The sequence below is a fragment of the Staphylococcus sp. MI 10-1553 genome (genome assembly GCF_010365305.1).
GTDB lineage: Bacteria > Bacillota > Bacilli > Staphylococcales > Staphylococcaceae > Staphylococcus.
In genome coordinates, this window is record NZ_CP048279.1 from 1736968 (window position 1) to 1763877 (window position 26910).

Sequence of the window (26910 nt, forward strand, 5' to 3'; positions counted from 1 at the left end):
ACGTTCGCGTGGTATGTTATAATATCAACAAATAGTACTGAGAAGGAGTGTGGAAAATGAGAGAATTAACTAAAAGACAAAGTGAAATATTTGAATTTATTAAACATGTCGTGCAAACAAAAGGGTATCCACCGAGTGTTCGTGAAATTGGTGAGGCTGTGGGATTAGCTTCAAGTTCGACTGTACATGGGCATTTGTCAAGATTAGAAGAAAAGGGCTATATTCGACGAGACCCTACCAAACCCCGCGCTATAGAAATCGTGAATGAATTGATGGGCGAACCTGTGAATATGGAAGAAACAATCTATGTACCTGTCATCGGTAAAGTTACAGCAGGGACACCTATTTCTGCTATTGAAAATGTTGAAGAGTATTATCCGTTACCCGAACATTTTACATCAACACATAACGGTCAGATTTTTATCCTTAACGTTGTGGGAGATAGTATGATTGAAGCTGGTATTCTAGACGGAGATAAAGTCATTGTAAGAAGTCAATCGATTGCTGAAAACGGTGACATCATTGTTGCAATGACTGAAGAAGATGAAGCTACTGTAAAACGTTTCTACAAAGAAAAAAATCGTTACCGTTTACAACCAGAAAATAGTAGTTTAGAACCTATTTATCTAGAACAAGTTACAGTATTAGGTAAAGTCATTGGCTTGTTTAGAGAAATGTAATCTTGCGTCCACCACTCCTTCAAAAAAATGGACCTTACAAATTAAATGTAAGGTCCGCTCTTTCTAATTTTTATTCAGAATTTTTTTCACTTGTATTAAAATATCATCTGGTGTTTTCTTTTTATTCACTGTATTTTGTTGCTTTGAATTATTCTGCTTTGATGTCATTTGAATCACTTCCATGAGTGATATTCCCCAAAATTACCATTCAAAACATTAACCAATATAATTTTCTGTCCAATACGGTTGGCGTTTCTCATTAAAATCTACACCAATACCGATTGTTTTGACGTTTTCATTCAAAATATTTTTACGATGACCACTTGAATTCATTAAGCCATGGTGTGCAAAAATCGCACTTGTTTGACCATATGCCAAGTTTTCTGCTGCTGTCTGATATTGATGGCCGTCTTTTTCCATACGATCAAATGGTGATTCACCTTTAAGATTAGTATGGTCAAAATATTGATTTTCAGCCATGTCAGTACTATGTTTGCGTGCAGTGTCAGCTAATTTGTCCGAATAGTTAAGGGGTTGCAATCCTTTTTGAACTCTCTCAGCATTTAATAAATAATAATCTTCCTTCTCAAAACTTTCTTGTAAATATTGAGAAGGTGCCGCATATTGACTGTTCAATCTGTTTTCCATTTGATGACTGATTTGCATCAACCCTGTTAATTGATTGTTTTCATGTTGATCATAAAATGCAGTGGTATAAATCCCGTCTTTATCAAAAATATCGTATTCATCATTGTCATTTTCATAAATAGTGCGGCCTTTTTGAATACCTCCAATTGGTTGACCAAGTTCTTTACGTACCGCTTTTTTAGGTGTTCCGTATTTCACACCACTTTTTGATGTAACCATATTTTGATTGGTATATAAACCATGCACCTTATTGTCAATATAGCTAACCATGACAAAGTTGCTAAAATCTTGATGATAAACTTCCCATTTTGTCCCGTATTCATTACCAATTTCTGACTCAGGTTGACCCAGTTTTTGTTCGACTTCATCACGACTCATGTTCATCTGAATATTTCTAATTGCAAAATTTTGTGATTTGGGCTTTTTAAGTGTTGGTTCGTTCGTTTTACCTTCTACAAGTTGATCGATTTGTTGTGTAATCGATGTAGCAATTTTAGAAAATGTTTCATTCGGCTGAAGTGGTATGAGTAATAAAAGAATGATACCAACAACGGTGATTGAGAGAAATTTTTTGATAACGAACAGCTCCTTTTAGTCACGATCTCCGTTAAAGATAGAATTGCGTACGATGACATAATCTACTTTTCTTAAGGCATCTACATCTTTACCACCTGCGTATGAAATCGAACTTTGTAAATCTTCCTGCATCTCTACAAGAGTATCTTGAAGTGAGCCTTTATGTTCTACAAACATCTTTTTGCCTTCAACATTTTTACGTTCGCCTTTTTGATATTCTGATGCACTACCAAAATACTCTTTATATTTTTTACCTTCTATTTCAACTGTTTCACCAGGTGATTCTTCATGAGCAGCAAAGAGGGAGCCAATCATGACCATTGATGCACCAAAACGCACTGATTTTGCAATGTCACCATGTGTACGGATACCACCGTCAGCAATAATAGGTTTACGGGCAGCTTTACTACAATGATTGACCGCAGCTAATTGCCATCCGCCTGTCCCAAATCCAGTTTTAATTTTCGTAATACAGACACGCCCAGGACCAATACCGACTTTCGTTGCATCAGCGCCAGCATTTTCGAGTTCTCTCACGCCTTCTGGTGTACCAACATTACCTGCAATTACAAACGCTTTAGGTAAATGCTCCTTAATATATTGAATCATTTCAATCACTTGATCTGAATGTCCATGCGCAATATCAATTGTAATATATTCTGGTGTAAGATTCTCAGCTTTCAATGCATCAATAAATTCAAATTCACCTGGTTTAACACCTACAGAAATTGAAGCATATAACCCTTTACTTTGCATCTTTTTAACAAATGGTAAACGCGCTTCTTCTTCAAATCGGTGCATAATATAGAAGTAATCATTTTGCGCAAACCATTCAGCCAAAGATTCATTCATGACTGTTTGCATATTGGCAGGCACAACTGGCAACTTAAAACGTTTCGGTCCAAATTGTACAGACGTATCGATTTCTGAACGGCTTTTCACAACACTTTTATTCGGGATGAGTTGGATATCTTCATAGTCAAAAATTTTCATAAAAAAAGCCCCTTTATCTTTTTATTCCTTTGATAATATACTACCTTTAAGGAACAAAGTAAAATAAAGAGGGGATTGATTTACCAACTTGATTTTTTAACGCCAGGAATTTGACCTTTATGTGCATGTTCTCTAAATGCAATACGAGACATTTCAAATTTACGTAACACACCACGAGGTCGACCTGTCACTTTACATCTGCGTGTTAAACGTGTTGGTGAAGAATCTCTTGGTAATTTTCTTAACGCTTCATAGTCACCTTTTGCTTTTAATTCTCTACGTAGTTCAGCATATTTTGCGACTAATGCTTCTCTTTTTTGCTCTTTTACAATTTTCGACTTTTTAGCCATATATATGAACACTCCTTACAAATCGTAATCATTTCGTTTTATATATTAGCACATGCTTCTTCTACTTGGCAAGACTTTAATTGGTGAAAATAAAAAAGAGTTGGCAAAACGCCCTGCACGTGCTAAAATAATAAATCGTAATAGTTTCAATTTGAAAAGGAGGGACTAGTCATGCGCGTAAATGTAACATTAGCATGTACTGAATGTGGTGACCGTAACTACATCACAACTAAAAACAAACGAACTAATCCTGAGCGTATTGAAATGATGAAGTATTGCCCAAGATTAAACAAACACACTCTACACAGAGAAACAAAATAATCATAGTGAACAATCAGTGGCATTGATTTTGCGACGCTTATTTCGCAAGTGCATCAATGCATTAGCGAGCACGTCACCTTGCTTATAATTAAAATACGACATAAGTCAAATGATTCGAATATCATTTGACTTTTTTATTTATCTTATCATCATACAACTTTTCTACATATTGACCACAAAACTGCTTACGCGCTTTGTATCATGATGAAATTTCTCACTTACATTTTCTATTTTCCACACCCTATTTTAATTCTCTAAACATTTTATCGCTTTAAAGTCGAAAAATTTTATTGAAACTCATCCCCTTAACAAGTAAAATATATAGAAAGCTAATTGTTGAGGAGAAGATATGTATGGAAGAAAAAAAATTAAGTAGAGGCCTCCAATCAAGGCATATTACAATGATTGCCATTGGAGGCGCGATTGGTACAGGGCTCTTTGTCGCAACTGGCGGCGTAATTGCTCAAGCTGGTCCAGGTGGCGCGATACTTGCCTATTTGATTATCGGGGTGATGTTATACTTTTTAATGTCATCAATAGGAGAAATGGCAACTTTTTACCCTGTGTCTGGGGCATTTAGTAGTTATGCCAATCGTTTTGTAGACCCATCTTTAGGTTTTACGATGGGCTGGTTATACTGGACAATTTGGTCTCTAGTAACAAGTGTTGATATTATCGTTGCATCAAGTGTCATTAATTATTGGGATGCATTTCATTTCTTCTCACCGCTTGTATGGAGTTTAATCTTTTTAGCATTATTATTTTTAGTGAACATCTTTACCGTCAAAGCGTTTGGTGAAGCTGAGTTCTGGCTTTCTTTAATTAAAGTCGTCACAATCATTATTTTCATCGTATTAGGTATTTTAATGATTTTCGGTATTTTAGGAGGGCATTATTACGGTTTCAAACACTTTACAACTGGTGAAGCACCATTTGTTGGTGGCATTTCTGGGTTCTTAAGTGTCTTATTAATTGCAGGTTTTTCCGTTGGTGGGACTGAGGTCGTTGCAGTAACAGCTGGTGAATCAGATAATCCGAAAGCGTCTATGCCACGTGCCATCAAGCAAGTTTTTTGGCGAATTTTATTATTCTATGTATTGTCTATCGCGGTGATTTCTGCCATTTTAGCTTATACAGATCCAACATTACTCAATCAAAGTGGTTCAATCGCTCAAAGTCCATTTACGATTGTTTTTGATAGAGTCGGTATCGCTTTTGCAGCTTCTGTGATTAACGCGGTGATTTTAACATCATTACTTTCAGCTGCAAATTCAGGTGTCTTTACAACAAGTCGTATGTTGTTCTCATTAAGTCAAGATGGACAAGCACCAAGATTTTTAGGTCAAATTCATTCCCGTTCACAATTGCCATTACGCGCTTTATACACAACGTTTATTTTCATTGCATCCGTAACGATTTACGCAAACTTTAATCCACAAAGTGTCATGGGCTTACTCAATATTATTGGTGCCCTCGTTACATTTGTTTGGGCGTCAAGTATTATTGCTCAAATCAGATTACGACGTGCCATTAAAAAGCAAAATAAAGATATCAATCAATTGTTACCATATCAGGCGCCATTTTACCCTGTTGGACCAATTATCGTTATCGCAACGTTGCTATTCTTAATTTTTGGTAGTTCAGCAGAAGCATTTGTTCATTTTGATTTAGCTAAATTAGCACAAAACTTTTTACCTATTTTCATTTTATTACTTGTCTATATCGTTCATAAATCGATTCATAAAACACGTATCATCCCACTTGAAAAGATTGACTTAAGTGAACATGAATCTTATCGAGAGTAGACTAGAATTAAGGAGCCTTCTATGTAGGGCTCTTTTTTTCAGCTTCCCTACTTCCATTATGATGACATCGCGTTTGAAAGTGTGAATTTCAATAAAAAAACTTGTATATTCCATTTCCTACATATTGCGATTTCATGTATAATTAAATTAATAAATTGTAAAGGTGGGCACGTGATGATAGGACAAACAAACCTTTTCGATGATGTTTTAAAAACTGAAGAACGCTTTGTCATTGTGGTACAAGTTTTAGAAGAGAAAAACGGAAATTTGTTGAAACGTACGTTAAGAGAGTACAGCAGCTTAACTCATGAACAAATGGAAAGTTTATTTCAACATTTAAAAGAGTTGTATTTGGAGACCGAGTTTGAAGTGTCTCAATCGGCATTTGCCATCACTGTGTACACAAATTTAGATTATGCTGCAGACCAAGTATATGCACATATTAAGCGTCATCGCGGCAAACATGAGTGGACGCATACCGCGAAATAGTTAATCATTTGAAGTGCTCTGTTTAGGAGTGCTTCATTTTTTTACTGCCAAACATATTCAAATGACAACATCACCTGACACGATTTAAGAACAAACAAAAAGCAAGGTAGAAATCGTACATTGTTCAACGATTCCCTCTTGCTTTAATTGGATGGTTTATGACAATATTTGATCTAACGCGTACGGAATACCCTCTTCATCGTGACTTTTTGTAACCATATGTGCATAAGATTTCACTTCATCTGACGCATTATCCATCGCAACGGCTTTTCCGACAACTTTAAACATTTCAATATCATTTGCACTGTCACCGAATGCCACCATTTTATTAACGTCTAAATCTAAACGTTTAGCTAATTTTTTTATCGCTTCTCCTTTAGATACACCTTTACTCATAAATTCAAGGAAAAATGGCTTACTTGTTGTCATATCAACCTCGTTGTCAAATTCACCATTCATTTTTTTAATCAGTTCTGCAATATGTTCTTCATAATCGACACCCATCACTTTAGGTACAGCGTCTTGAATATAGTCTTTAATATCGTCCACTTTTTTCATTGGCAGTCCTGTCAACTCTGATTCGATATTCATATATTCATGCTCGCCTTCATAAATAATCGTATCAGCATGGTAAGTTAATACAAAAAGTTCATATTCACGGCAAAAGTCTACAATTTTATCGAATTCTGCTTTTTTAATGACTTTTTTCGAAACGACTTCTTCGCTAGAGAGTTCAATCGTTTGAGCCCCGTTGTAACTCATAATATAACTTCCAAATTCATCCATCTTTAATGCCTTTGCAGTCGGTAACATCCCCGCTGTTGGACGACCTGAGGCAAGTGCGATTTTCACGCCATTTTTTTGAAGTAGCAATAAATATGCTTTTGTTTTATCAGAGACACGGTTTTCGGAAGTCATTAACGTGTCATCCATGTCCATTACGACTAAATCTGGTTTCATCTCCAAAACTCCTTTCAATTTGATTTTATCTTACACTAAACGGCAGTAAATTCAAAATGATAGAAGCCTAAATCAAAGCGCGCACATCAAGCTTTTTGACACCATTCTTCCTCATTCTGAATGTCAATTAACAGGAAAAAGACTAGGAAACCATGAACGTCCCCCAGTCTTTCCGAAAGATATGAATGACTTAAAAATGATGTGTCACTTTCGATACGACACCCGATGTATTCACAGTCGCAAGTTCAGAATGACAATCTTCAACATGTTGACGCAATGCACGTACCGTTGGCCCACTGTTTTCTTTTTTAATCATTGTTAGAATTGTTGGACCAGCACCGGAAATCACGGTCGCATATGCGCCATGTTCGTGTGCAATTCGTTTTACCACTTCAAAATCCCGAATCAAATGTTGACGATACGGTTCATGCAACCCATCTTGTTCCATCATCTGGCCAGCGAGTTCGTAATGATGTTGAATGAAAGCACTGATCATCGTATTGCTAATTGCACTATATTTAACAGCATCTTGATGGGTAATACTGTGAGGTAGAACTTTACGTGCCTCTACTGTTTCAAGCTCATACTCGGGTATGGAAATAATGAAGTCAACATCTGGCACTTCAATATGCGCAATACTTGTCACTTTTGTTTCAGCGTTATGATAGCCCACGACTAAGCCACCATAGATCGTTGGTGCAACATTATCTGGATGCCCTTCAATTTGTGTCGCCAATTGCAATAATTCGTACTGCGATAACTCAATATCTCCAAAATAATTGGCGATAAATAAGGCCCCCACTAACGCTGAAGCAGACGAACCTAAGCCACGTGCTAATGGAATATCGCTATACATGTTAATTTCAAGCGCGGGCAAAGTCACATCATATTCAGCAGCGACTTGTTGCGCAATTTTATAAATGTAATGTGTTTCGTCTTCAGGCAAGCCAACGAGATGTGGGCCATTGTGAATAAAACGCCATTTTTCCCCCTCAATCATATGGGCGTCAATGCGTAAAAATTTATTCAGCGCCATACCAATGGAATCAAACCCACAGCCTAAGTTCGCTGTTGAAGCCGGAATCTCTAAATGTAGTTGTTTTTTTATCATTTTAACGCATCCTTAATGTATTGAACGATACTTTCTTTATGATTTGGTAATGCTTGAATTGGATTTTCTAATAAACCAATCGCCGTATCTGGATCTTTTAAACCATTTCCAGTTAAAACTGCAACCACTTTTTTACCTTGAGGCAATTTTCCTTGGCGATGTAATTTAATGAGTCCGGCAATAGATGCATTACTTGCGGGTTCGCTAAAAATACCCTCTTTAGAAGTCATCAGTTGATACGCTTCTAAAATTTCTTCATCTGTGACCGCTTCAATCAAACCGTCAGACTCTTCAATCGCTTGAATCGCTTGCTTCCAACTTGCAGGATTACCGATACGAATCGCTGTTGCTATTGTTTCAGGGTTTTTAACGATTTGGTTGTTGACGATAGGTGCTGCACCAGCCGCTTGGAATCCAAACATATGTGGTAAGCCTGTTTGATATTTTTCTTCATACGTTTTAAAGCCTTTCCAATATGCAGTAATATTTCCAGCGTTACCTACTGGGATAGCTAAAATATCTGGCGCTTTGTCTTCTAACTGCTCAACAATTTCAAAAGCACTCGTTTTTTGACCTTCAATACGATATGGATTTACTGAGTTGACTAATTCGATTTCTCCATCTTCAGCAACTTCTTTAACGATTTCTAGCGCTTCGTCAAAGTTTCCTTCAATAGAGATGATTTCAGCACCATACATGACAGCTTGCGATAACTTTCCTAAAGCAATCTTACCTTCAGGAATGACGACAATCGCTTTCAAACCTGCACGCGCCGCATATGCCGCTGCAGAAGCCGATGTATTCCCTGTCGAGGCACAGATGACCATTTTCTTGCCTTGCTCTTTCGCTTTTGTGACGGCCATGACCATCCCACGATCTTTGAATGAACCAGTTGGATTGGCCCCTTCATATTTAACATAAAGTTCAATGCCTAACATCTCTGAAATCGTGTCACAATAAATGAGTGGTGTGTGCCCCTCATTTAACGTCACTTTCGGTGTATTTTCATCAACTGGTAAAAATGCTTTGTACTCTTCAACAAGACCTTTCCATAACTTCATACGTATCAAACTCCTTCAACTGGATAAATTTTTTCAACTCGATAATCGGCTTCTTGTTCAACATAAGATGTCGGATCAGTGTCAATCCCAACAACAATCCCTGCAAATGTTGTCGGTGAAAGTTCAATAACTTGAAGCGATTTATGGAAAGGTAAATGACTTTTTATAGTGGCTTCCACTTGTTTGTGTGAAGTTTCAGGTGTATTCACTACAAAATAATAACTTTCCTTTTCTTTTAATGTCACTGTCTCACCGTCGTCCATCATTTCTTTCGTTGCTTCCGTTTTTAATTCAAAATGAGGTGGCAATGTGTGCAAGTTCGATTCGAATTGTAATGCAACATTGAGTAAATCACTCACAACTGCTGAACCTGTAGCTAGACTTCCAGCGCCTTTACCGTAAAACATCGTCTCACCGACTGCATCACCAATGACGTAAATCGCGTTGTACTCATTCTCGACAGCTGCGAGTTGGTGTGCGTGTGCAATAAGTGTTGGACGAACGGAAGCGTCAATTTTACCTTGCACATATGCTCCTTTACCAATCAATTTAATTTTGTACCCTAACGCTTTTGCAGCATCGATATCTTGCGGTGTCACACCACTGATGCCTTCCGTTTTAACGTCATTTAACGTAATAACCTGATTAAATGATAAATAAGATGTGATGACTACTTTACGTGCTGCGTCAATACCTTCAACGTCATCAGTTGGGTCTGCCTCAGCAAAACCTAGATCTTGCGCTTCTTGTAATGCTGTTTCATAAGGTGCGCCGTCCTCTGTCATCTTAGTCAAAATAAAATTGGAAGTCCCATTAAAAATCCCCATAAATTTACTAATGTTATTTGCGTTTAATCCGCTGTTAATGGCATTGACAATTGGGATGCCCCCTGCAACACTTGCTTCATATTTGAGCGCGACACCGTTTGCTTCAGCTAAATATTCTAAAACACGAAGGTGCATCGCTAATAAGTCTTTATTGGCAGTAATCACGTGTTTCTTTTGGCTTAATGCTGCTTTTAACCAGTCAACAGTCGGCTCAATACCACCCATCACCTCAATGATAATATCCACATCGTCATCATTTAAAATGTCATTCACATCTTCTGTCAAATGATAACGTGAAATGTTTAGCGGTCGCTTTTTGGATTTATCTCGAACCAAAATATGCTTAATCTGAATATCTTTTTGAATTGTTTCTTTAATTTGCTGATGGTTCTCTTCAATAATCTTAACGACTCCTGAACCGACAGTCCCTAATCCTAATAATGCAACATTAAGTTGTTTCATTTATCTTCCCTCCGAATCAAATCTGATGAAATTACTCATGTTCTATTGAAATATATGTAAATATGGTTTAGTATAAATTCATTCACAAAGTTTGTAAAGTTCTAAAAATTTAGAAAAGATAGTTCTATTTTACCATTAGTATTGGTTAATTTGAATAGATATCTCATATTATAGAAAGGTTGTCTAAGGTTATGAAAGTATCAAAATTTGGAGGCAGTTCAGTCGCATCAGCTGAACAAATTAAAAAAGTTTTAAATATCGTAAATAGTGATTCTGAAAGACGAATTATTATCGTATCCGCACCTGGTAAACGATATAGTGATGATGTCAAGACAACCGATTTACTCATTAGGTTGTATGAAAAAGTGGTTAACCAACTCGATTATACACATAAAAAACAAGAGATCCTTAATCGCTTCAAAGATATTATTGATGAATTACCGCTAGAAACAGATATTCTAACTGAGATTGATCGTACGCTCGAATCACACATTGCAACTTTAAAAGATACACCTGAACGATTGCTCGATGCATTAAAATCATCAGGCGAAAACTTCAATGCACAAATCATTGCTGCATACAATAACGAACAAGGCGTACCTACCATTTATTTATCGCCTCAAGAAGCAGGTATTATTGTGACAGATGATCCAGGTAACGCACAAATTTTAGAATCGAGTTACGATAAAATTAAAGAAATTAGAAATACAGACAAAAAAATTATTATTCCTGGCTTTTTCGGCTATTCAGAAACGGAGCATATAGTGACGTTCCCACGAGGCGGCTCTGATATTACAGGGGCAATTGTCGCAAGAGGTGTCAAAGCGGATTTATATGAAAACTTTACGGATGTATCAGGTATTTTCCGCGCCAATCCAACAGTCATTAAACATCCTGAAGTCATTCATGAAATTACATACCGCGAAATGCGTGAATTGTCTTACGCTGGCTTTGGGGTATTTCATGACGAGGCTTTACAACCGCTTTATCGTTATCGTATCCCTGTAGTGATTAAAAATACGAATCGACCGAGTGATAAAGGGACATATATTGTGCATGACCGTGAAATCAACCATGACAAAGTTGTTTCAGGAATTAGTTGTGACAAAGGCTTTACAAGTATTAACATTAAAAAGTATTTGATGAATAGACAAGTGGGCTTTACAGTTAAAATTTTGGAGATATTGGCAAAACATAACATTTCATTTGACCATATGCCATCTGGAATTGACAACATTAGTATTATTATGCGCTCGAATCAACTTGCTGGCAAAGAACAAAAAGTTTTAAAGGAAATACGCCACTATTGTCAAATTGACGAATTGAATGTTGAACATGACTTAGCGATATTAATGATTGTCGGTGAAGGTATGAGTTCCACAGTCGGTACTGCCAATAAAATTACCGACGCTTTAGCACAAGCCAATATCAACTTAAAAATGATAAACCAAGGCTCTTCTGAAATTTCGATGATGTTCGGGATTTCAACTAATGATGCTGAAGCTGCTGTAAAAGCTTGTTATGAACATTGTTACAAACGTTAAAAATTTAAAAGAAGTACTTAGCGTAGAATCGCATTCGCATTCACGTTAAGTACTTCTTTCTGTAATGACTCGTTTTAATAAATCTTCCCCGACCGCCACTTTCAACGTTACAAATTGAAAGTAACTCATTTTATCGATTAAATGACGATAAAACGGTACTTTTTTATCATTAAAAGGTTCATGTAATAAATACATGAGCACAATTTCAGGTTTAATATAGTCGACTTTCCATTTAAGCGAATGATAGTAAATATACTTTTCAGGAATTCTGACATTATGATTGAGTCGAAACAGCCAATGCTCATTATCTACATCATAAATAATAATGTTTATCAACAATTCATTTTGATCATAAACTTCTACAGAGGACATTTGGTGAAGTTGCACATCATCACACGGCAGCGACTCTCCCTTTTTATTTATACCAGTAATCGTAAAAGACTTTGGAATCACACGTAAAATTTTCGATAGCTCATTTCGCTTTACACAAATTTCAATTTTTTCATCAAAGTAAAGTTGATCAGTTAAAAATAAATGGGTTGCCATCTCACCATGAAATTTAAACGCATGAGGTTCCTTATCAATCAACGTATGTACCAAATATTCCATCCGTTCTTTTTTTGACGCATTCATGTCATTTCACCTCCTTGGAAAACGCTTACAATTATATATTATTATACTAGATTAATTGTGTTTTATCAATGAATGACCAACATTTAACATGAATGAATTCAACTTAAAATATAATACCACTTCATTTTAATAAACACTCTCATATATAATGATTAAAAACCCGAATTTAACAACATCTTTATTACCTATATGACAAAAAGGTTTTTAGTTTCGACAAATTTAATAATAAAAATCATTAATATTCATACTTTTGCGTTGAATTATATCTAATTTCATTGTAAGCTATTAAAAATATCTCTCCTACATTCGAATTATAACTATTTTACTTTAAAAATAATTGAATTTCTATTTAATAACAGTTAAAATTTTACATGTGTGGATGTGATATTTTATGCACTTTTAAATGCCATATACTGTTTTTTTGAATTGCTTTAAGAATATTCTTTTAAAAGTATAATTTTTTTAATATAATATATCTTAGGGTAATAGGAAAGTTGATAAAGGAGTGAAATTATGAACAACCATTTTGATATGGAGACAGAAGCTATCTTCTTTTACGAATCAAATAGAAAGAGAATTATCAGTGAACTTAAGAAACAACATGGCCTAAAACTGAATGACATTTTGTTTTTATATCACCTGAAAACGACAAATAGTCGTCGTATTTCATTACACAAAGTCAAACAATCTATTGATTTTAGTTTAATGGAGATACATAAATCGTTAACGGCCTTAACAGAAAAAAATATCATTGGTAAAGAACGTTCTACTGAAGATGAACGAAAAGTCTTCATTACAATTGATGATGCACAGGCAGAAAATATGCAACAACTACTTGATAACTTCAATCAAATTCAAAAAGATATTTTACAATAATTGGCTATCCTTGAATTGGTAAACTCCAAATTACAGATATCATTTCGATGATATCTGTAATTTTATAGGACATTGTTTGAAGTGATATGCCTGGTATATCACGATATGATCACTACAGTTTTAACGCAGTAGTGACCTTGTACTATATGAATAAACCAGTCAGTTTAGTCTGTAATTGAAAAAGTTAATTACAGACTAACTTGAACCTCCATCATAGACTAAGATGACACACCTTTAGCAATAACTTTCCAATGGCTTCAGCCTTTTTACGTGTTGAACTCTACAACAAGTCCCCATCAAAATGCACAAAATTAGACATTCATGAATAATTAACATATGATTAAGATTAATTATACCCTTTCATCTGTTGACCGCATATGCGATGAGCATGACTCGCGTTTTAAACTATAGGAAGGAGGATACATAGATGTCATTGTTATTATGGTTTTTAATTTGCATACTATTTATTTTAGTTTTATTAGCGCTCCTACGTCTAAAGTTTTATCAACATCAACTCGATGTAGAAGCTTATACAAAAATACAACTGCTTAATAAAATTTCAATCTTAAAACAGGAAAGATATCAATCTAAGGAGAAACGGGCGATTACAACGACGTATCATCTTAATTTGAGAAATACACGGCAACTGTTAAATCACTTGCTGGAAGATTTCAAAAGTGATGAAAAAATTAAGGATTTCCGCATTATTACAACGAGCCAAATTGCACCAAAAAATCCGTTATTTCTATTTATCGCAGAATTTGATTTTATTGTGATTACGAACGTCGGCATGATTTTAATGAATATCAAGTCATTGAAATCGAAAACATTTTATCATTTTGATAGTCGAATACCTTCAACGGATGAACATGATTTGAATCGCATTGTCGGTCATTATATTGCACATCAATATCACAATCAATTTCAATCTGACTTAAAAACATCATACACTTTTAATGAAATCATTTCTGAAAACAAAATCACGTATGAATTTCACGAATATGATCCGTATCAAATTGCTGAAAGAGCAACACAAAACATCCAAGAAGCTGTTGAATCATTTGTGCAAGTGCCTGTATCGACAATCGGTGTAATATATTGTGTTGATCAGCGTGGAGAACGTATTGATGGTGACGCGCAGCCGTATAGTCGCATTTATACGAGTGAAAATGAAACAGACATTCAATATGCGATTCAAGAGCTGATTGATACGTCTCATACACAACTCGAAAGTCATACGATGCAACAATTGATTTCAGCGTTCGAAAACCATCACGAACCGTCGAAACATCAATAAACCTTATTCATCAATATTAAAGACACTTTGAGATTTTATAACAACCTCAAAGTGTCTTTAATGTATTAGCGTTCCCAAATGTTCAGTTGTTTCTTTTGTGCTTCTTTTTGCGCTTGTTCAATCAAAATACGATATTTATCATTCGGTGGATAAAATTTGGCTCTTGCTAAACCTTCTTTTGCTAATTTTACATTAAACATTTCATCTCCTAACCAAACATAAGCTAATGTACGTCCATACTTATCTTTTGGTTCACGATCATATTCTAGTCTAACGCGTTGATTTGTTAAATATTTCTTTGTAAAATTTGACGCAGCTTTTCCGTATGGTTGCACCGGCGTATTCGGTTTAACCGTTTCTGGAGTATCAACACCGATTAAGCGCACACGTTCATCTTGGCCATCTTTATCAATAATAATGGTATCCCCATCTATCACGCGTTTAACGAGATATGATTCGCCTTTTACATCAGTTGTAGACTTTTTAAAAGGACCATCTCCATTGATAAATTGAAAGACTAAAACGACAATGGCAATGACGAGGATCAAAACGCCTGTTGTAATTTTTTTCATAGCGACTCCTTTTTTGTAAGATTAACACCATCATATCATATGTGATTCCAAGTATAAGCGTCAATTTTACACACCTCTGACACTGTTCTTTTCAGTGAAAAATGTTATAATCAAAACGATTAGGAGTGAACCATAATGAAGACTTTTAGTGAAAATCGTCTGTCTTTTATCATCGTGATTGTTGCAGTTATTATCGGTTATGGCTTGCAATATGCATTCAACTTGCCTCTCATTGCAGGCGCATTTATCGGCGTATTACTCGGTGTTTTAGGTGGGTTTATTACGCAACTCATTAAATCCAAAAGAGAACGCCATAATTCCAACAATTCACAATAATATCACATGATAAAGCTAACAAATTAGATCAATATGAAGGGGAGTCTCAAAAATAAGCAACTCCCCTTTTTTAACTCATACACATTGATTTCGAGGTGTCTGCCACATCTTATCGATTAATAGATGTAAACATTTTAACGATAACCGGTGTGTTCTTGTATATCCACTCAAATGAGCAATTGCTTCTTTCTCAGACTCTGTTAATAAATCCTGAAGTTGATCCAAGGCTTCTTTAATACTGAATGGAACTTGATAAAGCGTTAAAATAAATGCAATTTCATCCAGTAATTCGGTGTTTTCTAAATTTTTCTTATCCATAAGTATTTTATTTAAATCATGATACAACTTAAATGATGTAAATTGTGGTTTCCCGCTTTTGGTGATTCTATAGCCTTTAATATCAGATTCTTCAACACCTATTTCTTTTGCAATTTGTTTTATGTAGGTGTTTTCTTTTGCTTAAAAACATTTTCAATGATGTGATATTTTTCGTAATATTCTAATTTTTGATTTTCATCTCTTGTAATGACTAAATTATCCAAATCATTTAATGCATTAATTAAGTCTGCTGAATATGCGTGCTTAACACTTCTTAATTCGTCTGGAAAGTAGGTACATCTGCCTATCAACATTTCATACCATTGTTTTTAAATCGCCATTCCAACCGTATGGATTTCCTTTCCCGGTCTTCATAATATTCTCTTCTCGTTTGGCTAAATGTAATAAAGCAATGGCTAACTCGCTCTTAGTTAATGAGGCTGATAATCCTTTAACTCTAATTTCATAGGGGTTTGTACTCTTAGGAATTTCACAGTCATTAATCAGGTGATATTGTGAGAGTAAATGTTTAACTCTATCTAATCTATGAATTCTTCTTCGTTTTAAACGTCTTGCTCCCCTTTCCCCTCTCCTTCCCTCGTTATTTTCAACATTCGCTTCAGGGAACAATCTCACATCAGCATCAATCACTGCTTTTGTTTCACTTATGAATTAAACCGTAACCAACTGATGTAATTCTTACATCTAAGCCGAAAATATAATAATTTTACATTTTCATACCACTTTTATTATATTTATTACATTATAATACACTTCAAAACGAAAAAAATCCCACTAATCAATGAGTGGGATAAACACGACATATTGTCTTATTTTAGTAGATTCTGTAATTTTAGGTATAAATACAATAGATATTATAATTTAATTTCACCCTATTTTAAGCAGTTGCGTCAAGCTTTTTTATTTCACCTCTCACTCTTCAAAAATAAGTGAACAAGCTTTTTGATTATTAGAGATTTGTACTTTAAATCATTTCAAATTGTATTTTTTATTCTTTTGTGACAGACTCTCGTAGTCTCATTTGATTATATATAAATAAAATTACAGGTAATACAATGTAGCCGATAACCATAGCAGAAATAGCAAAATAATTTAATGTTGTATGTTGACCTTCAACAATTGAAAATTGCCCCTTCCAATTGAATTTAACTAGCAATATGATTGTGAGCAAGAATGAAAACACAGGAAGTATAACATCGGTAAAAATATTTTTCTTAACATTTTCTAATACTATTCCTCTATTTTTATTATAGTAAAATGCGATTACACCTATTGGCACAACTAAAAACTGAATAAAACGTGAAATTGAACTTATAACAATGATGCTTGTCATATTATATTGGAATGCCATAGGAATAATAATAGCGATTAAAAATGTAACGAGAAACGCATTCAAAGGAAAATCGTACTTTGTTCGTTTTTTAAACCACGGAGATATTTGTTGTTGATTCGCAATAGCTTCAATAATTCTTGGTGTTGAAAATGATGCAGCCACGTTAATTCCAAACATAGATATAAGCGCACCATATAAAATGATATTCTGAAGAATGGGTGAGTGAAAAACTGCTACTAAGGAAACAACTTGCTTCGATTCAATTAAAGCTTGTGGATTCAATGCCATTGTGACTAAAATAATGCCTAAATAGATAGCAGCAATTGAAAGAATAGCAAATGGAATCGCACGCGGTAAATTTTTTTCTGGATTTTTCATATCTTCAGATCCGCTCGCAACACTTTCGAAGCCTGCAAAAGCATAAAATGCAGCAATAATCGCTATTACTAAAGTTGTTGAATTCATTTTAGAAGTGTCAACAATTTGTTTAACTTCTGAAAAATGTACCTCACCTGTTGTTACAATCATTACGATCCCAACTACAATCGTTGTTACTAATGCCAGTAGTTTGCCTATTGTTGAAAGATTGTTAATGATCTCAAACAGCCTGTTTCCTGTAATATTAATTAAAAGTAATGTTATCATTAATATTAAAAAGCCTATTGTAATTAGCGTTGTATTCGTATTATCACCACCGAATATCGTAATAACTGTTTTCACAACTGCTGTAGACAAAACTCCCCAAGCAATACATGCCGCTATGAAGCGCGTAATCCCTACATAAAATCCTATATTCTCTCCAAAAGCCGCTGTTGCATAGGCATATGCCGCCCCGCTTTTATTGACATATTTTGATGCAGCAGCAAAAGTGACTGCAAGTACTGAAGCAAATATTGCTGCTAGTATATAAACATAGGGCGTGTAAGACCCAGCAATGGATATGACTGTACCTGGAGATAAGAAGATCCCTGATCCGATAATTGAGTTAATTGCTAATAAGACGATTGACCAAAATCCTAATTTTTTCATTTTAAACCACTTTCTTTCGCATTTTTAATAAAATCTATAAATAACTTATCCATTGCTTTTTCTCGCCATAACATTTCAGGATGCCACTGCACCCCCACTAAATAAGGATAGTTTTGAGCTTCAATGCATTCAACAACACCATCACTTGAACGAGCAGTCGCTTTGAAATCTGACGCAATATCTTTTATTAATTGATGATGAAATGAATTAACAAAAATTTCTCGTTCTTCAAACACACGTGCTAAATGACATTGTTCTAATATCTGGATACGATGTGTTTTTTCAATTGGATTTGTTCCTTGCATATGCCTTAAAGTTTCCTGTTCTCGATAAGAAACATCCTGGTATAAAGTACCACCATGATACACATTGATAAGTTGGGCCCCTCTGCAAATCCCTAAAATAGGAATACCACGTTTTATCGCCTGTTCTAGCACCGCATATTCAAATAAATCTCGCTTTAACAACGTTTCTCCTATTCGTTTTCTCGGGTCCTCTCCATACAAATGAGGACTTATATCATAACCACCACTCAAAATGAGACCATCTAATTGTTCAACCTGTTTTCTTATTGTATCTTTATCTGAATGTATAGGAAGTACAACTGGTACACCTGCATGCTTAGTAACAGAATAAACATAATCTTGGTTGATATAGCAACGTTCGTACCCAGGAAACATACCATCTTTATCACGTAAAATATTTGCGGTAATTCCTATTATGGCTACCATATACATCCCTCCATTACAATTGAGTTATTTTAATTATAATGTGGGAGTCGATTTTGTCAATAACAATTTCTGATTTTTCTGATTTTTTAATTCGGACTTTTCATTTTTTTATCAATAACAGTTAAATGCATAAGTCTTTATAAAACAAAAAGCTGAAGTTATCACAGTATACATTCAATCTGTAGATAACTCAGCTTCTTAGTCAATTTGCACATGATAAATTAAAGTTTTACGCTCGTCTTGTGATTTAAAATTCGGTCTCACATGAGCAATTTATCCAATTACGCTCCACTCCAAATGTTGAGCTTTTTCTTTTGTGCTTGTTCAATTTGATAACGATATTTATAGTTTGGTGAGTAGAATTTTGCTTTGCTAATCCTTCTTTTGCAAGTCTGACATTAAACATTTTGTCGCCTACCCAGACATAAGCAAGTGTACGCCCATATCTCTCTTTCGGTGCACGAACATACGCCAGTGTTACACGTTTACCAGTAAGATGCTTCTTTACCATATGGTTAAACCGGAGTATTAGGTTTAACTGTTTCCGGAATATCAACTCCAATCATACGAAACCGTTTTTCCTTACCATCTTTATCCACTATTATAGTATCACCATCAATGACACGTGTAAGGAAGATTTAGCCAAGGTAGCTTATGTCTATCCACCTGATACAAGATATTTAAGTGAGTTAGAAGCTTCTCAGGAAAGTGCAAAAGCTGAAAAGTTAGGTATATGAAGTTTAACTTCCGCCTTTGAAAAAGAAAATCATCAGCATCCTGCATCATCTGAACCTGCTAAAAAAGACAACACAGCACAACCTGTAGCTCAACAACCGCTTATGGAACCAACAGAAAGCAATCAGTCTACTTGACAATTGTACACAGTTGCGCACAGTTTATCCAAACGATGTTCCAGAAGGACACCCAGCATATCAAACAAAATTCGATAGAGATAGTGATGACTTTGCATGTGAACGTAATTAAATCTCAAACTTTTTTAGTATGACAGATACTTAACAATCGTCTTACTACATGATAAAAAATGTATTTTCAGTGTAACGATATTAAAAGCAGTTGTGAAAGATGTAAAATCTAACACAACTGCTTTTAATTTTAATATCGTTTTATAAATCGACCAGCTATTACCTTTTCATTTTGAATAGAACCTTGGCTCGTTTCCCCTAATGTATTACTAAAATCTATGAATGGGATTTACGATTTAAAAAGATTAAGAGTAAAGTACATAGACTACCTAAAAGTGATACGATTATGCCAATTTCAAATATCATACGGTATGCGACTACAACGTTATCTTGATATGCATCCAGAAACTTCCCATTCATCGTATAAACCCAGAAAATTGGTGCATAAGCTGCAAAAGAGCCAACACTCATCGCCGAACCTGCATATTTTTTAGGGATATCAAATTCAGCAATAGGTGCAAGAATAACACTTTTCGCTAAGAATGTCGTAACTGAAAATGCGATTAACAATGCCATACTTACAAAAAGACTCCCTTTAATAAATACAACACCTAGTAAAATTATTGATGATAACAACAATGCTGCGAAAATCATTTTAGATGATGATTTGAACACATAGTCAGAGATAATACCTGCTGACACACCCATCAGCACACCCATTAAACCTGTGTTGAAAATACCAAAAAGTGCCGTTTGTGTTGTCGATAAATCAAAAGTTTTTTGTAAATATGGGACACTGTAAATCAAAATGATATAACCCCAGTAAATAGACATCGCACTGATTGATGCAAGCCATACTTTTGGTTTCAATAACACATAAAATAAACCTTTTAATGCTTCTAAAGATTTATTACCACTAATTTCAGTTTTTTCTTCTTCATCCATTGCAGCAATCCCGTTTTTAGGGACATATTTGATAATGAGTAAAATCAATGGAATGATAAGCAAGTTGTATGCCAACATACCACCTTTGAATACAACAATACCACTGACTAATGACATGATACCGACGATGAGTAAGTTCATGAGCATCTCTTCTGCACGGCGCACTGATTCTAATAGACCAAATCCCATACCACGCTTAGTTTGATCCGTGAAAAAGATGACACCATTTAGTACAGCTGGCCAGAAAAACGAGTCAACAATCCCCCAAATAATCGCGATAATTTTCAGCACTTGGAATGTTGGACTGAAGAAAATAATGACAGAAATTGTAATAAATCGAATCAATAAACCGACAATTAAGATTGATTTGATGGAGAAACGGTTATTAATCCAACCACCTGGAATATAAAAGAAAATTGAAATACCAATTAATCCAAAAATCGCACCTAACTCTGCATTACTCACATTCAAAACTTCTAACAATAAATTGTAGAATGTCCCTTTAAAAGCTTCAAAACTAGAATAGATTAGTTGTCCTGCCGTCACGACTGATAAAAATCCAATCAGTGTTTTACGGTCTTTAAAATTTAATTTATCAAGTATTTTTTGCATACCGATGTTCCTTTCATTAAGTTGTCAATTCTATGCTTTTTGTAAATGAATTAAATCGTTTGCACAGTCCGTAAAGATGCCATCTACACCCCAATTGATAAGTGTATTTGCACGATCTTTATCATTCACCGTCCATACGTTTAAAGTATAGCCTGATGATTTAATTTCTTGTACGACATCACGTGTTAAATTGATATCTTCTAAATGAACGATAGACGAACCACAAAAATCAACAATGGTACGCCAATCTGGATAAAAAGCACAGCGTTCAAATAACACAGCTCTCGTATACTGTGGCACATGTTGTTCTGCCAACTTAAGTAACGCAAAGTTGAAACTTGAGATGAGTACTTCGATATTCGAATCCAATTGTTTAATTTGTTCTTTAAACAATTGAATCATACGCTCACTGAGATACGACCCATTTGGACCTGTAATCCCTTTAAGTTCAATGTTCAAATTCATTTGATAGCGATTCGCAAAATCAATGAGCTGTTCAAAGGTCATCACGCGCTCATCTTTGAACTCAGGACCGAACCACTCTCCAGAAGAAGCATGTTCAATTTTTTCATATAGCGTTTCACTCACTTCTCCTGTCGTATCCGTTGTACGATCTAAATCATCATCGTGAAAAATGATTAACTGCTCATCTTTCGTAATCGCTAAATCCAGCTCGAGCCATTTCACGCCTTCTACTTTTCGAGCCAAATCAAATGCTGTAAGTGTATTTTCTGGTGCCTTACTTGACAAACCCCTGTGCGCAAAAATTATTGTCATAACGATGCCTGACTACTCAAACCTTTAAATTTCGTCTGTATGAATAATGACTTTTTCTAAAATCACGTTTAACATGCGCCTAATGCAACTCTAATGAGGACATGTTTTTTGTTCATACAGACTTCGTAATTAAAGTTACTGTTTAAGTAGTTTTCCTTTCTTAGTTTTTACATTAAAGTTTATGTTTTTGACTGTACTAACAAAAACATGACATCGCGTTTTCATCATATTGCTTGGATTTTAAATTTTCGGTTGTATTTTAGGAATTAGAAATGACCACTTTTTGTAGTGACAGAATTCACACACGTTGTCATTTATTTTTCTCAAATAGCAAAACAATAATTTATCCATATCAAACAGCATGCATACAACATGATGATACCGCATATGTAAAGGTTTCCATTAGACATTTTCAATATTATAATGTGTTAATATAATTATGACAATAGTTTGACGAAAAATTTTAACGTATTATCATCATATTTTTACATATAGTTAAAATTCCATCGTTTTTTCGACATAGTAAATTAAAAACACCCGATGACTTTTACAGTTAAAAATCATGAGTGTTAAATTAAAAGTTGATTTAATTGTTGATAAATATCGGTTCATTAAACATGCGCTAACGGCAATTTGAATAAAACATCAATAACACTTGTATGCTGCTTTATCTTAGCCATTCATACCACTTGTACTTTTTATCCCCCATTTTTCATAATTGATTATGACTAACATATTTGAATCCTAGGTGTTTTAAATGTAAGATGCGTGTTACTTTTATTATTTGTGGTAACGCCAATATAAAGAGCACTAAACAAATTTTGAGTATCATGACACATTTCCCTATTCATATATTAATGGCAGCAATTGCAATTGATTAAGAATTTTTCATCATTTCAAAACTGTGTTTATCCACGTTTGCATCCATATCTATCAACGTGCAATTCATATAAATAAAAAGAAAAATTTAGAATTGATCACAAACTCGTTTTTACATGAAAACGAGAAAATAGCACATGCAATTTTTGGTGTTTATGAAGCAAAAACTTTAGGAACTGATACAATTAGACATGGTGTTTTAGCAGCGACTGATGAAAGAGTTATATTTTACGCTAAACGGTTAAGTGGTTATGATTCAGAGATTTTTCATTACCATAAAATAAGTACATTTGAACTGAGTAAAAAAGTAATGGGTAACATAATCACTTTTTATTCAAGTGGAAACAAGGTTTCTATAAAGTGGATTAGGGATGATGAATTAGATAATTCTATTGAATATGTAAATAAAAAGATAAATGGCAACGAAACAAATTCTAAAAATAATACAGTTCCTAATCATGACACTTTTAATGACGATAATGAATTAGAAAATCTTAAAAAATTAAAATTATTAAAAGAGTTACTGGAAATTGATGCTATCACTCAAGAAGAATTTGATGACAAAAAGAAGAAATTACTAAATTTATAATTTTATTTTCTTTCGCTTAAGTAGAGTCCTAGTTCTGGCATAATATAAGGATATCTATTAGGCTCCGTTAGATTATTCTTCGTTATTTTTCATTCGGTCAATGTAACAGACAAGCCATTTTTGAATCTTTTTTAATGAACCTGGAATTATCAGTACCGTAATTACTGGATAATCCAGGATCATTTTTACTTTTTCTCACTTTCCTTAAATACATTTTTAATACTTAATCGAAATATATAAATAAACCATTTCCAACAAAAACTGTCCATTCATATACTATTATCCTAATTAGACTACTTTCATATTTATTTCAACTTGTTGCTATCGAAATTGAAAATTCATTGAACAAGATAGGAAATAAACTAAGAACTCTCTTCTTGATGAATGGTTGGAATACTATTTAAAAACGTAGCGCAATGATACGTAAAGTGAAAGTACGATAGAGATCGAATCTTTTTCTAAAATGTGCGTGCTAAAATTTTACGGCATTGCCCCGAACTGTATATTGTGGAACATCACCAGTCATTTATTTCCAACCACATTTTCGGATAGGCCTGCACCCAAAAACGAAATTTTAGAAAAGTAGATGCAGAAATTGGGATGAGCACCCGTCAAATCTATTTTCAAGCGCGATGCTTTTTTATAAAAATATAATCAGGATAACTAAAATCAAAATCCATATAGATAAAGCAAAAGAAATTTTCTGTTTTGTTTCTCTTTTCATTTTTACTACTCCTTTCTAAAATGAAAAGTATGATTCCCTTATCAGAATCTTGCAATAAAACACCCTGTCGTAGATGAATGATAAGACTAATAGCATAAATGTGGCAATCCTTATTTTGAAATCAACATCTTCTCGGTGTTCTTTTTTTGCACAAAAAGGCTAACCGTAAATCGAATTTGCTCTCAATTTTTGTCTTGAATAACATTTTTAAATTTTAGATTGCAACCGCACCCAGCCAATTCACAAATAAATTAAAAACTGGATGTAAAAACAAAAACCTCAAAGTAGTTCTATGGTTTTCTTTGTATTGATATTGTCATAAATCTTTATTTCTCATTTAAAGATAATGTTCATTTATAAATGAGAAATAAAATGAATTTATTTTAAGCGCTTTAAGTTATTCCCTCACAATGCTTAATCTTGTTTTTCACGTTCTTTTTGATAGGTATAAAGTTTTTCTGCAGTATCTAGAGAAATACCTCCTAAATCTCTAATCCCTCTTCGTAAATCAGATATGCGCGCTTGTGATATGCCAGTTTCTTTATAAACTTTATATCCTGAAACATCACTATTTAACAACTTTTGAATCGTTGCTCTAAATTCTATCATCATTTTTTCTCTCATTCTTCTCATCTAAGTAATAAAAGTGTGTTTTTCGTCCTAAAATTAACAGTAATGGCAAACATAATAACAACAGAGTGAAATAATTTAAAATAGTCAAATTTCAAACCTCCAATATTAAGCATTTCTTGTTGTTTATCATTTGATCAATACAATCATGTTGTTTCATAGTAAAAACCTCATCGCAAGGAGTTTGTGACAATCAAAATTCAAATATTATTATACTACAAAATAAATATATATGAGCAGATAACTTTCTCTAGTTTCGTTTTTTAAGAACAAACTGAGATCAATTTGAGACCAAAATATTAATTAAATACAAATTGTTCTCAGAAAAGTACAAAATAATGCCCCCTATTTTTTGAATAAAATTTAAAATAAGGGGAGCAAAATCCAATTTTTAAGTGGAAATAAAACGAATTTGCTCCCCATTTCTTCTCCAAAACACCATTTCCAGTCTTTTTGGGCAACTTCAAACCCCAAAACAAAAACCCTCAAAGCGCATAGCTTCAAGGGCTCTTCATATTAATATTGCTTCATATACTGTTCAACTTCCCATTCAGACACTTGCGTGCGGTAGTAATCCCATTCGATAGATTTTGAGTTGATAAACTGGTTATAGATGTGTTCACCTAATGCGTCTTTTACGATTGTGTTTTCACGCATTGCTTTTAATGCTGTATACAGCGTTGAAGGTAAGTCTTCTATACCAACAGCTTCACGCTCTTCACGGTTCATTTCATAGATGTTTTGGTTAACTGGTTCTGGTACTTCTAATTTATTTTTGATACCGTCAAGACCTGCTTGTAAGATTGTTGCTAATGCCATGTATGGGTTTGCTGCTGGGTCTACTGAACGGATTTCTATACGTGTGGATAAGCCACGAGAACTTGGTACACGAATTAATGGTGAACGGTTTTTACCACTCCATGCAATGTAACTTGGTGCTTCGTAACCTGGTACTAATCGCTTGTAAGAGTTTACTAATGGATTACATACTGCAGTGAATCCACGTGCGTTTTTCAAAACACCTGCGATAAAGTGGCAAGCATCTTCAGTTAATTGCATATCTCTGCTTTCATCATAAAAAGCATTTTCTTTACCTTTAAATAATGAAACGTTAAAGTGCATACCGCTTCCGTTCACACCAAATAATGGTTTTGGCATAAATGTCGCATGTAAATTATGTTTACGTGCAATTGTTTTAACGACTAATTTAAATGTTTGAATGTTGTCACAAGCTGTCACTGCATCTGCATATTTAAAGTCAATTTCATGTTGTCCTGGTGCAACTTCATGGTGTGATGCTTCAATATCAAAGCCCATGTCTTCTAACTCAAGTACGATATCACGACGGCAGTTTTCACCTAAGTCTGTTGGGGCTAAATCGAAATAACCACCATGGTCATTTAATTCCATTGTAGGTTCGCCCTTTTCGTCTAACTTGAACAAGAAAAATTCTGGTTCAGGCCCTAAGTTGAAATCTGTAAATCCAAGTTCTTCCATTTCTTTTAATACACGTTTTAAATTATTACGAGGATCCCCTGCAAATGGCTGATGATCCGTTGTATAAACATCACAGATTAAGCGTGCAACTTTCCCTTGCCCTGCTGTCCATGGAAAAATCACCCAAGTGTTTAAATCAGGATATAAATACATATCTGACTCTTCAATTCGAACAAACCCCTCGATTGAAGATCCGTCAAACATCATTTCGTTGTCTAAAACTTTTTCTAATTGACTGACTGGTACTTCAACATTTTTAATTGTTCCTAAGATATCAGTAAATTGTAGACGTAAGTAACGTACGTTTTCTTCTTCTGCAAAGCGTCGGATATCATCTTTAGTGAAATTTTGTTTTGGCATG

Annotated in this window: 30 protein-coding genes; 10 read left to right on the forward strand and 20 right to left on the reverse strand. The window is 34.4% G+C overall.

All coding sequences use genetic code 11. The features are described from left to right. Nucleotides 1-56: 56 nt before the first annotated feature. Nucleotides 57-680, forward strand: a complete 624-nt coding sequence (lexA, locus tag GZH82_RS08105) for a transcriptional repressor LexA (RefSeq protein WP_162682067.1) — start codon at nucleotides 57-59, stop codon at nucleotides 678-680. Nucleotides 681-896: 216 nt separating this feature from the next. Here the strand turns inward: lexA and GZH82_RS08110 are convergent, their stop codons facing one another. The 3 genes from GZH82_RS08110 to rpsN all read right to left on the reverse strand — a co-directional run bounded on the left by GZH82_RS08110 (nucleotide 897) and on the right by rpsN (nucleotide 3247). Continuing rightward, a complete protein-coding gene (locus GZH82_RS08110) occupies nucleotides 897-1913 on the reverse strand; it encodes a CAP domain-containing protein (protein WP_203232879.1) in 1017 nt (338 codons plus the stop codon). Between the two features lie 6 nt (nucleotides 1914-1919). Further along, complete coding sequence (guaC, locus tag GZH82_RS08115) at nucleotides 1920-2897, reverse strand: GMP reductase (RefSeq protein ID WP_162682069.1); 978 nt, start codon at nucleotides 2895-2897, stop codon at nucleotides 1920-1922. An 80-nt stretch (nucleotides 2898-2977) separates the two neighbouring features. Beyond that, the gene (gene rpsN / locus GZH82_RS08120; protein ID WP_014613993.1) at nucleotides 2978-3247 is read right to left on the reverse strand and encodes a 30S ribosomal protein S14; all 270 of its coding nucleotides are present in this window, start codon (nucleotides 3245-3247) and stop codon (nucleotides 2978-2980) included. A gap of 171 nt (nucleotides 3248-3418) precedes the next feature. On the opposite strand from rpsN, the gene rpmG reads away from it, so the two are divergent. From rpmG to GZH82_RS08135, 3 genes are all read left to right on the forward strand, one after another. Continuing rightward, nucleotides 3419-3568, forward strand: a complete 150-nt coding sequence (rpmG, locus tag GZH82_RS08125) for a 50S ribosomal protein L33 (protein WP_014613994.1) — start codon at nucleotides 3419-3421, stop codon at nucleotides 3566-3568. Between the two features lie 353 nt (nucleotides 3569-3921). After that, a complete protein-coding gene (locus tag GZH82_RS08130) occupies nucleotides 3922-5373 on the forward strand; it encodes an amino acid permease (RefSeq protein WP_162682070.1) in 1452 nt (483 codons plus the stop codon). Between the two features lie 174 nt (nucleotides 5374-5547). Continuing rightward, on the forward strand, nucleotides 5548-5862 hold the full coding sequence (locus GZH82_RS08135) for a hypothetical protein (protein ID WP_162682071.1): 315 nt from the start codon (nucleotides 5548-5550) through the stop codon (nucleotides 5860-5862). Between the two features lie 156 nt (nucleotides 5863-6018). Here the strand turns inward: GZH82_RS08135 and GZH82_RS08140 are convergent, their stop codons facing one another. The 4 genes from GZH82_RS08140 to GZH82_RS08155 form a co-directional block, all read right to left on the reverse strand. Then, nucleotides 6019-6822: a Cof-type HAD-IIB family hydrolase gene (locus GZH82_RS08140; RefSeq protein WP_162682072.1), complete on the reverse strand. Its 804-nt coding sequence runs from the start codon at nucleotides 6820-6822 to the stop codon at nucleotides 6019-6021. A gap of 190 nt (nucleotides 6823-7012) precedes the next feature. Then, the gene (gene thrB / locus GZH82_RS08145; RefSeq protein WP_203232880.1) at nucleotides 7013-7930 is read right to left on the reverse strand and encodes a homoserine kinase; all 918 of its coding nucleotides are present in this window, start codon (nucleotides 7928-7930) and stop codon (nucleotides 7013-7015) included. Next, complete coding sequence (gene thrC, locus GZH82_RS08150; RefSeq protein ID WP_162682074.1) at nucleotides 7930-8994, reverse strand: threonine synthase; 1065 nt, start codon at nucleotides 8992-8994, stop codon at nucleotides 7930-7932. Before thrC ends, thrB begins: the two co-directional genes overlap by 1 nt. 5 nt (nucleotides 8995-8999) lie before the next feature. Beyond that, nucleotides 9000-10283: a homoserine dehydrogenase gene (locus GZH82_RS08155; protein WP_162682075.1), complete on the reverse strand. Its 1284-nt coding sequence runs from the start codon at nucleotides 10281-10283 to the stop codon at nucleotides 9000-9002. Between the two features lie 191 nt (nucleotides 10284-10474). Here GZH82_RS08155 and GZH82_RS08160 point away from each other — a divergent pair, with 191 nt between their 5' ends. Then, entirely contained in the window at nucleotides 10475-11827 is a 1353-nt protein-coding gene (locus GZH82_RS08160; RefSeq protein ID WP_162682076.1) for an aspartate kinase, read from the forward strand. 45 nt (nucleotides 11828-11872) lie between these two features. On the opposite strand, the gene GZH82_RS08165 is transcribed toward GZH82_RS08160, so the two are convergent. Beyond that, nucleotides 11873-12460 carry a hypothetical protein gene (locus GZH82_RS08165; RefSeq protein ID WP_162682077.1) on the reverse strand — a complete coding sequence of 196 codons (588 nt, stop codon included), beginning with the start codon at nucleotides 12458-12460 and terminating at the stop codon, nucleotides 11873-11875. Nucleotides 12461-12973: 513 nt separating this feature from the next. Here GZH82_RS08165 and GZH82_RS08170 point away from each other — a divergent pair. Both GZH82_RS08170 and GZH82_RS08175 read left to right on the forward strand, forming a co-directional pair. Then, complete coding sequence (locus tag GZH82_RS08170; protein ID WP_162682078.1) at nucleotides 12974-13336, forward strand: transcriptional regulator, SarA/Rot family; 363 nt, start codon at nucleotides 12974-12976, stop codon at nucleotides 13334-13336. Between the two features lie 427 nt (nucleotides 13337-13763). After that, complete coding sequence (locus GZH82_RS08175) at nucleotides 13764-14633, forward strand: hypothetical protein (RefSeq protein ID WP_162682079.1); 870 nt, start codon at nucleotides 13764-13766, stop codon at nucleotides 14631-14633. A gap of 65 nt (nucleotides 14634-14698) precedes the next feature. Here the strand turns inward: GZH82_RS08175 and nucI are convergent, their stop codons facing one another. Beyond that, nucleotides 14699-15205 (reverse strand): thermonuclease NucI, encoded by a 507-nt coding sequence (gene nucI, locus GZH82_RS08180; RefSeq protein ID WP_162682080.1) that lies wholly within the window; start codon nucleotides 15203-15205, stop codon nucleotides 14699-14701. 135 nt (nucleotides 15206-15340) lie between these two features. On the opposite strand from nucI, the gene GZH82_RS08185 reads away from it, so the two are divergent. Next, nucleotides 15341-15541, forward strand: a complete 201-nt coding sequence (locus GZH82_RS08185) for a hypothetical protein (RefSeq protein WP_162682081.1) — start codon at nucleotides 15341-15343, stop codon at nucleotides 15539-15541. Nucleotides 15542-15616: 75 nt separating this feature from the next. On the opposite strand, the gene GZH82_RS14285 is transcribed toward GZH82_RS08185, so the two are convergent. The 6 genes from GZH82_RS14285 to GZH82_RS14610 form a co-directional block, all read right to left on the reverse strand. Continuing rightward, nucleotides 15617-15886: a CRISPR-associated endonuclease Cas9 REC1/REC2 domain-containing protein gene (locus GZH82_RS14285; RefSeq protein ID WP_473964382.1), complete on the reverse strand. Its 270-nt coding sequence runs from the start codon at nucleotides 15884-15886 to the stop codon at nucleotides 15617-15619. Nucleotides 15887-15978: 92 nt separating this feature from the next. After that, nucleotides 15979-16173 carry a hypothetical protein gene (locus GZH82_RS14290; protein WP_238989543.1) on the reverse strand — a complete coding sequence of 65 codons (195 nt, stop codon included), beginning with the start codon at nucleotides 16171-16173 and terminating at the stop codon, nucleotides 15979-15981. A gap of 1 nt (nucleotide 16174) precedes the next feature. Further along, a complete protein-coding gene (locus GZH82_RS14295; RefSeq protein ID WP_238989544.1) occupies nucleotides 16175-16510 on the reverse strand; it encodes a hypothetical protein in 336 nt (111 codons plus the stop codon). A 358-nt stretch (nucleotides 16511-16868) separates the two neighbouring features. Next, a complete protein-coding gene (locus GZH82_RS08195; protein ID WP_162682082.1) occupies nucleotides 16869-18242 on the reverse strand; it encodes an APC family permease in 1374 nt (457 codons plus the stop codon). Further along, nucleotides 18239-18973 carry a gamma-glutamyl-gamma-aminobutyrate hydrolase family protein gene (locus tag GZH82_RS08200; RefSeq protein ID WP_162682083.1) on the reverse strand — a complete coding sequence of 245 codons (735 nt, stop codon included), beginning with the start codon at nucleotides 18971-18973 and terminating at the stop codon, nucleotides 18239-18241. Before GZH82_RS08200 ends, GZH82_RS08195 begins: the two co-directional genes overlap by 4 nt. A 247-nt stretch (nucleotides 18974-19220) precedes the next feature. Further along, nucleotides 19221-19484, reverse strand: a complete 264-nt coding sequence (locus tag GZH82_RS14610) for a thermonuclease family protein (protein WP_238989545.1) — start codon at nucleotides 19482-19484, stop codon at nucleotides 19221-19223. A gap of 374 nt (nucleotides 19485-19858) precedes the next feature. Here GZH82_RS14610 and GZH82_RS08210 point away from each other — a divergent pair, with 374 nt between their 5' ends. Next, nucleotides 19859-19957: an excalibur calcium-binding domain-containing protein gene (locus GZH82_RS08210; protein ID WP_238989546.1), complete on the forward strand. Its 99-nt coding sequence runs from the start codon at nucleotides 19859-19861 to the stop codon at nucleotides 19955-19957. A gap of 215 nt (nucleotides 19958-20172) precedes the next feature. Here GZH82_RS08210 and GZH82_RS08215 read toward each other — a convergent pair whose 3' ends face one another. Together GZH82_RS08215 and GZH82_RS08220 are read right to left on the reverse strand one after the other, a co-directional pair. Next, nucleotides 20173-21453 (reverse strand): MFS transporter, encoded by a 1281-nt coding sequence (locus GZH82_RS08215; RefSeq protein WP_162682084.1) that lies wholly within the window; start codon nucleotides 21451-21453, stop codon nucleotides 20173-20175. Between the two features lie 30 nt (nucleotides 21454-21483). Then, nucleotides 21484-22230, reverse strand: a complete 747-nt coding sequence (locus tag GZH82_RS08220) for a glycerophosphodiester phosphodiesterase family protein (RefSeq protein WP_162682085.1) — start codon at nucleotides 22228-22230, stop codon at nucleotides 21484-21486. A 973-nt stretch (nucleotides 22231-23203) separates the two neighbouring features. Between GZH82_RS08220 and GZH82_RS08225 the strand changes: the two genes are divergently transcribed. Further along, nucleotides 23204-23698: a PH domain-containing protein gene (locus GZH82_RS08225; protein ID WP_238989547.1), complete on the forward strand. Its 495-nt coding sequence runs from the start codon at nucleotides 23204-23206 to the stop codon at nucleotides 23696-23698. 1138 nt (nucleotides 23699-24836) lie between these two features. Here GZH82_RS08225 and GZH82_RS08230 read toward each other — a convergent pair. From GZH82_RS08230 to glnA, 3 genes are all read right to left on the reverse strand, one after another. Beyond that, nucleotides 24837-25034 (reverse strand): hypothetical protein, encoded by a 198-nt coding sequence (locus GZH82_RS08230; protein ID WP_457852976.1) that lies wholly within the window; start codon nucleotides 25032-25034, stop codon nucleotides 24837-24839. Beyond that, on the reverse strand, nucleotides 25018-25143 hold the full coding sequence (locus GZH82_RS14525; RefSeq protein WP_343236257.1) for a hypothetical protein: 126 nt from the start codon (nucleotides 25141-25143) through the stop codon (nucleotides 25018-25020). Before GZH82_RS14525 ends, GZH82_RS08230 begins: the two co-directional genes overlap by 17 nt. Nucleotides 25144-25568: 425 nt before the next feature. Beyond that, on the reverse strand, nucleotides 25569-26909 hold the full coding sequence (gene glnA, locus GZH82_RS08235; protein ID WP_162682086.1) for a type I glutamate--ammonia ligase: 1341 nt from the start codon (nucleotides 26907-26909) through the stop codon (nucleotides 25569-25571). Between the last annotated feature and the right edge of the window lies 1 nt (nucleotide 26910).

Excerpts from the sequence above, each read along its gene's own strand:
- GZH82_RS08215 (WP_162682084.1), bottom strand. The coding sequence starts at position 21,453 with ATGCAAAAAATACTTGATAAATTAAATTTTAAAGACCGTAAAACACTG.
- GZH82_RS08200 (WP_162682083.1), bottom strand. The coding sequence starts at position 18,973 with ATGGTAGCCATAATAGGAATTACCGCAAATATTTTACGTGATAAAGAT.
- nucI (WP_162682080.1), bottom strand. The coding sequence starts at position 15,205 with ATGAAAAAAATTACAACAGGCGTTTTGATCCTCGTCATTGCCATTGTC.
- GZH82_RS08160 (WP_162682076.1), top strand. The coding sequence starts at position 10,475 with ATGAAAGTATCAAAATTTGGAGGCAGTTCAGTCGCATCAGCTGAACAA.
- GZH82_RS08175 (WP_162682079.1), top strand. The coding sequence starts at position 13,764 with ATGTCATTGTTATTATGGTTTTTAATTTGCATACTATTTATTTTAGTT.
- GZH82_RS14290 (WP_238989543.1), bottom strand. The coding sequence starts at position 16,173 with ATGTTGATAGGCAGATGTACCTACTTTCCAGACGAATTAAGAAGTGTT.
- glnA (WP_162682086.1), bottom strand. The coding sequence starts at position 26,909 with ATGCCAAAACAAAATTTCACTAAAGATGATATCCGACGCTTTGCAGAA.
- GZH82_RS08155 (WP_162682075.1), bottom strand. The coding sequence starts at position 10,283 with ATGAAACAACTTAATGTTGCATTATTAGGATTAGGGACTGTCGGTTCA.
- GZH82_RS08220 (WP_162682085.1), bottom strand. The coding sequence starts at position 22,230 with ATGACAATAATTTTTGCGCACAGGGGTTTGTCAAGTAAGGCACCAGAA.
- guaC (WP_162682069.1), bottom strand. The coding sequence starts at position 2,897 with ATGAAAATTTTTGACTATGAAGATATCCAACTCATCCCGAATAAAAGT.
- GZH82_RS08140 (WP_162682072.1), bottom strand. The coding sequence starts at position 6,822 with ATGAAACCAGATTTAGTCGTAATGGACATGGATGACACGTTAATGACT.
- lexA (WP_162682067.1), top strand. The coding sequence starts at position 57 with ATGAGAGAATTAACTAAAAGACAAAGTGAAATATTTGAATTTATTAAA.
- GZH82_RS08165 (WP_162682077.1), bottom strand. The coding sequence starts at position 12,460 with ATGAATGCGTCAAAAAAAGAACGGATGGAATATTTGGTACATACGTTG.
- GZH82_RS08135 (WP_162682071.1), top strand. The coding sequence starts at position 5,548 with ATGATAGGACAAACAAACCTTTTCGATGATGTTTTAAAAACTGAAGAA.
- rpsN (WP_014613993.1), bottom strand. The coding sequence starts at position 3,247 with ATGGCTAAAAAGTCGAAAATTGTAAAAGAGCAAAAAAGAGAAGCATTA.
- GZH82_RS08185 (WP_162682081.1), top strand. The coding sequence starts at position 15,341 with ATGAAGACTTTTAGTGAAAATCGTCTGTCTTTTATCATCGTGATTGTT.
- rpmG (WP_014613994.1), top strand. The coding sequence starts at position 3,419 with ATGCGCGTAAATGTAACATTAGCATGTACTGAATGTGGTGACCGTAAC.
- GZH82_RS08195 (WP_162682082.1), bottom strand. The coding sequence starts at position 18,242 with ATGAAAAAATTAGGATTTTGGTCAATCGTCTTATTAGCAATTAACTCA.
- GZH82_RS08170 (WP_162682078.1), top strand. The coding sequence starts at position 12,974 with ATGAACAACCATTTTGATATGGAGACAGAAGCTATCTTCTTTTACGAA.
- GZH82_RS08230 (WP_457852976.1), bottom strand. The coding sequence starts at position 25,034 with ATGATGATAGAATTTAGAGCAACGATTCAAAAGTTGTTAAATAGTGAT.
- GZH82_RS08130 (WP_162682070.1), top strand. The coding sequence starts at position 3,922 with ATGGAAGAAAAAAAATTAAGTAGAGGCCTCCAATCAAGGCATATTACA.
- GZH82_RS14610 (WP_238989545.1), bottom strand. The coding sequence starts at position 19,484 with ATGGTAAAGAAGCATCTTACTGGTAAACGTGTAACACTGGCGTATGTT.
- thrC (WP_162682074.1), bottom strand. The coding sequence starts at position 8,994 with ATGAAGTTATGGAAAGGTCTTGTTGAAGAGTACAAAGCATTTTTACCA.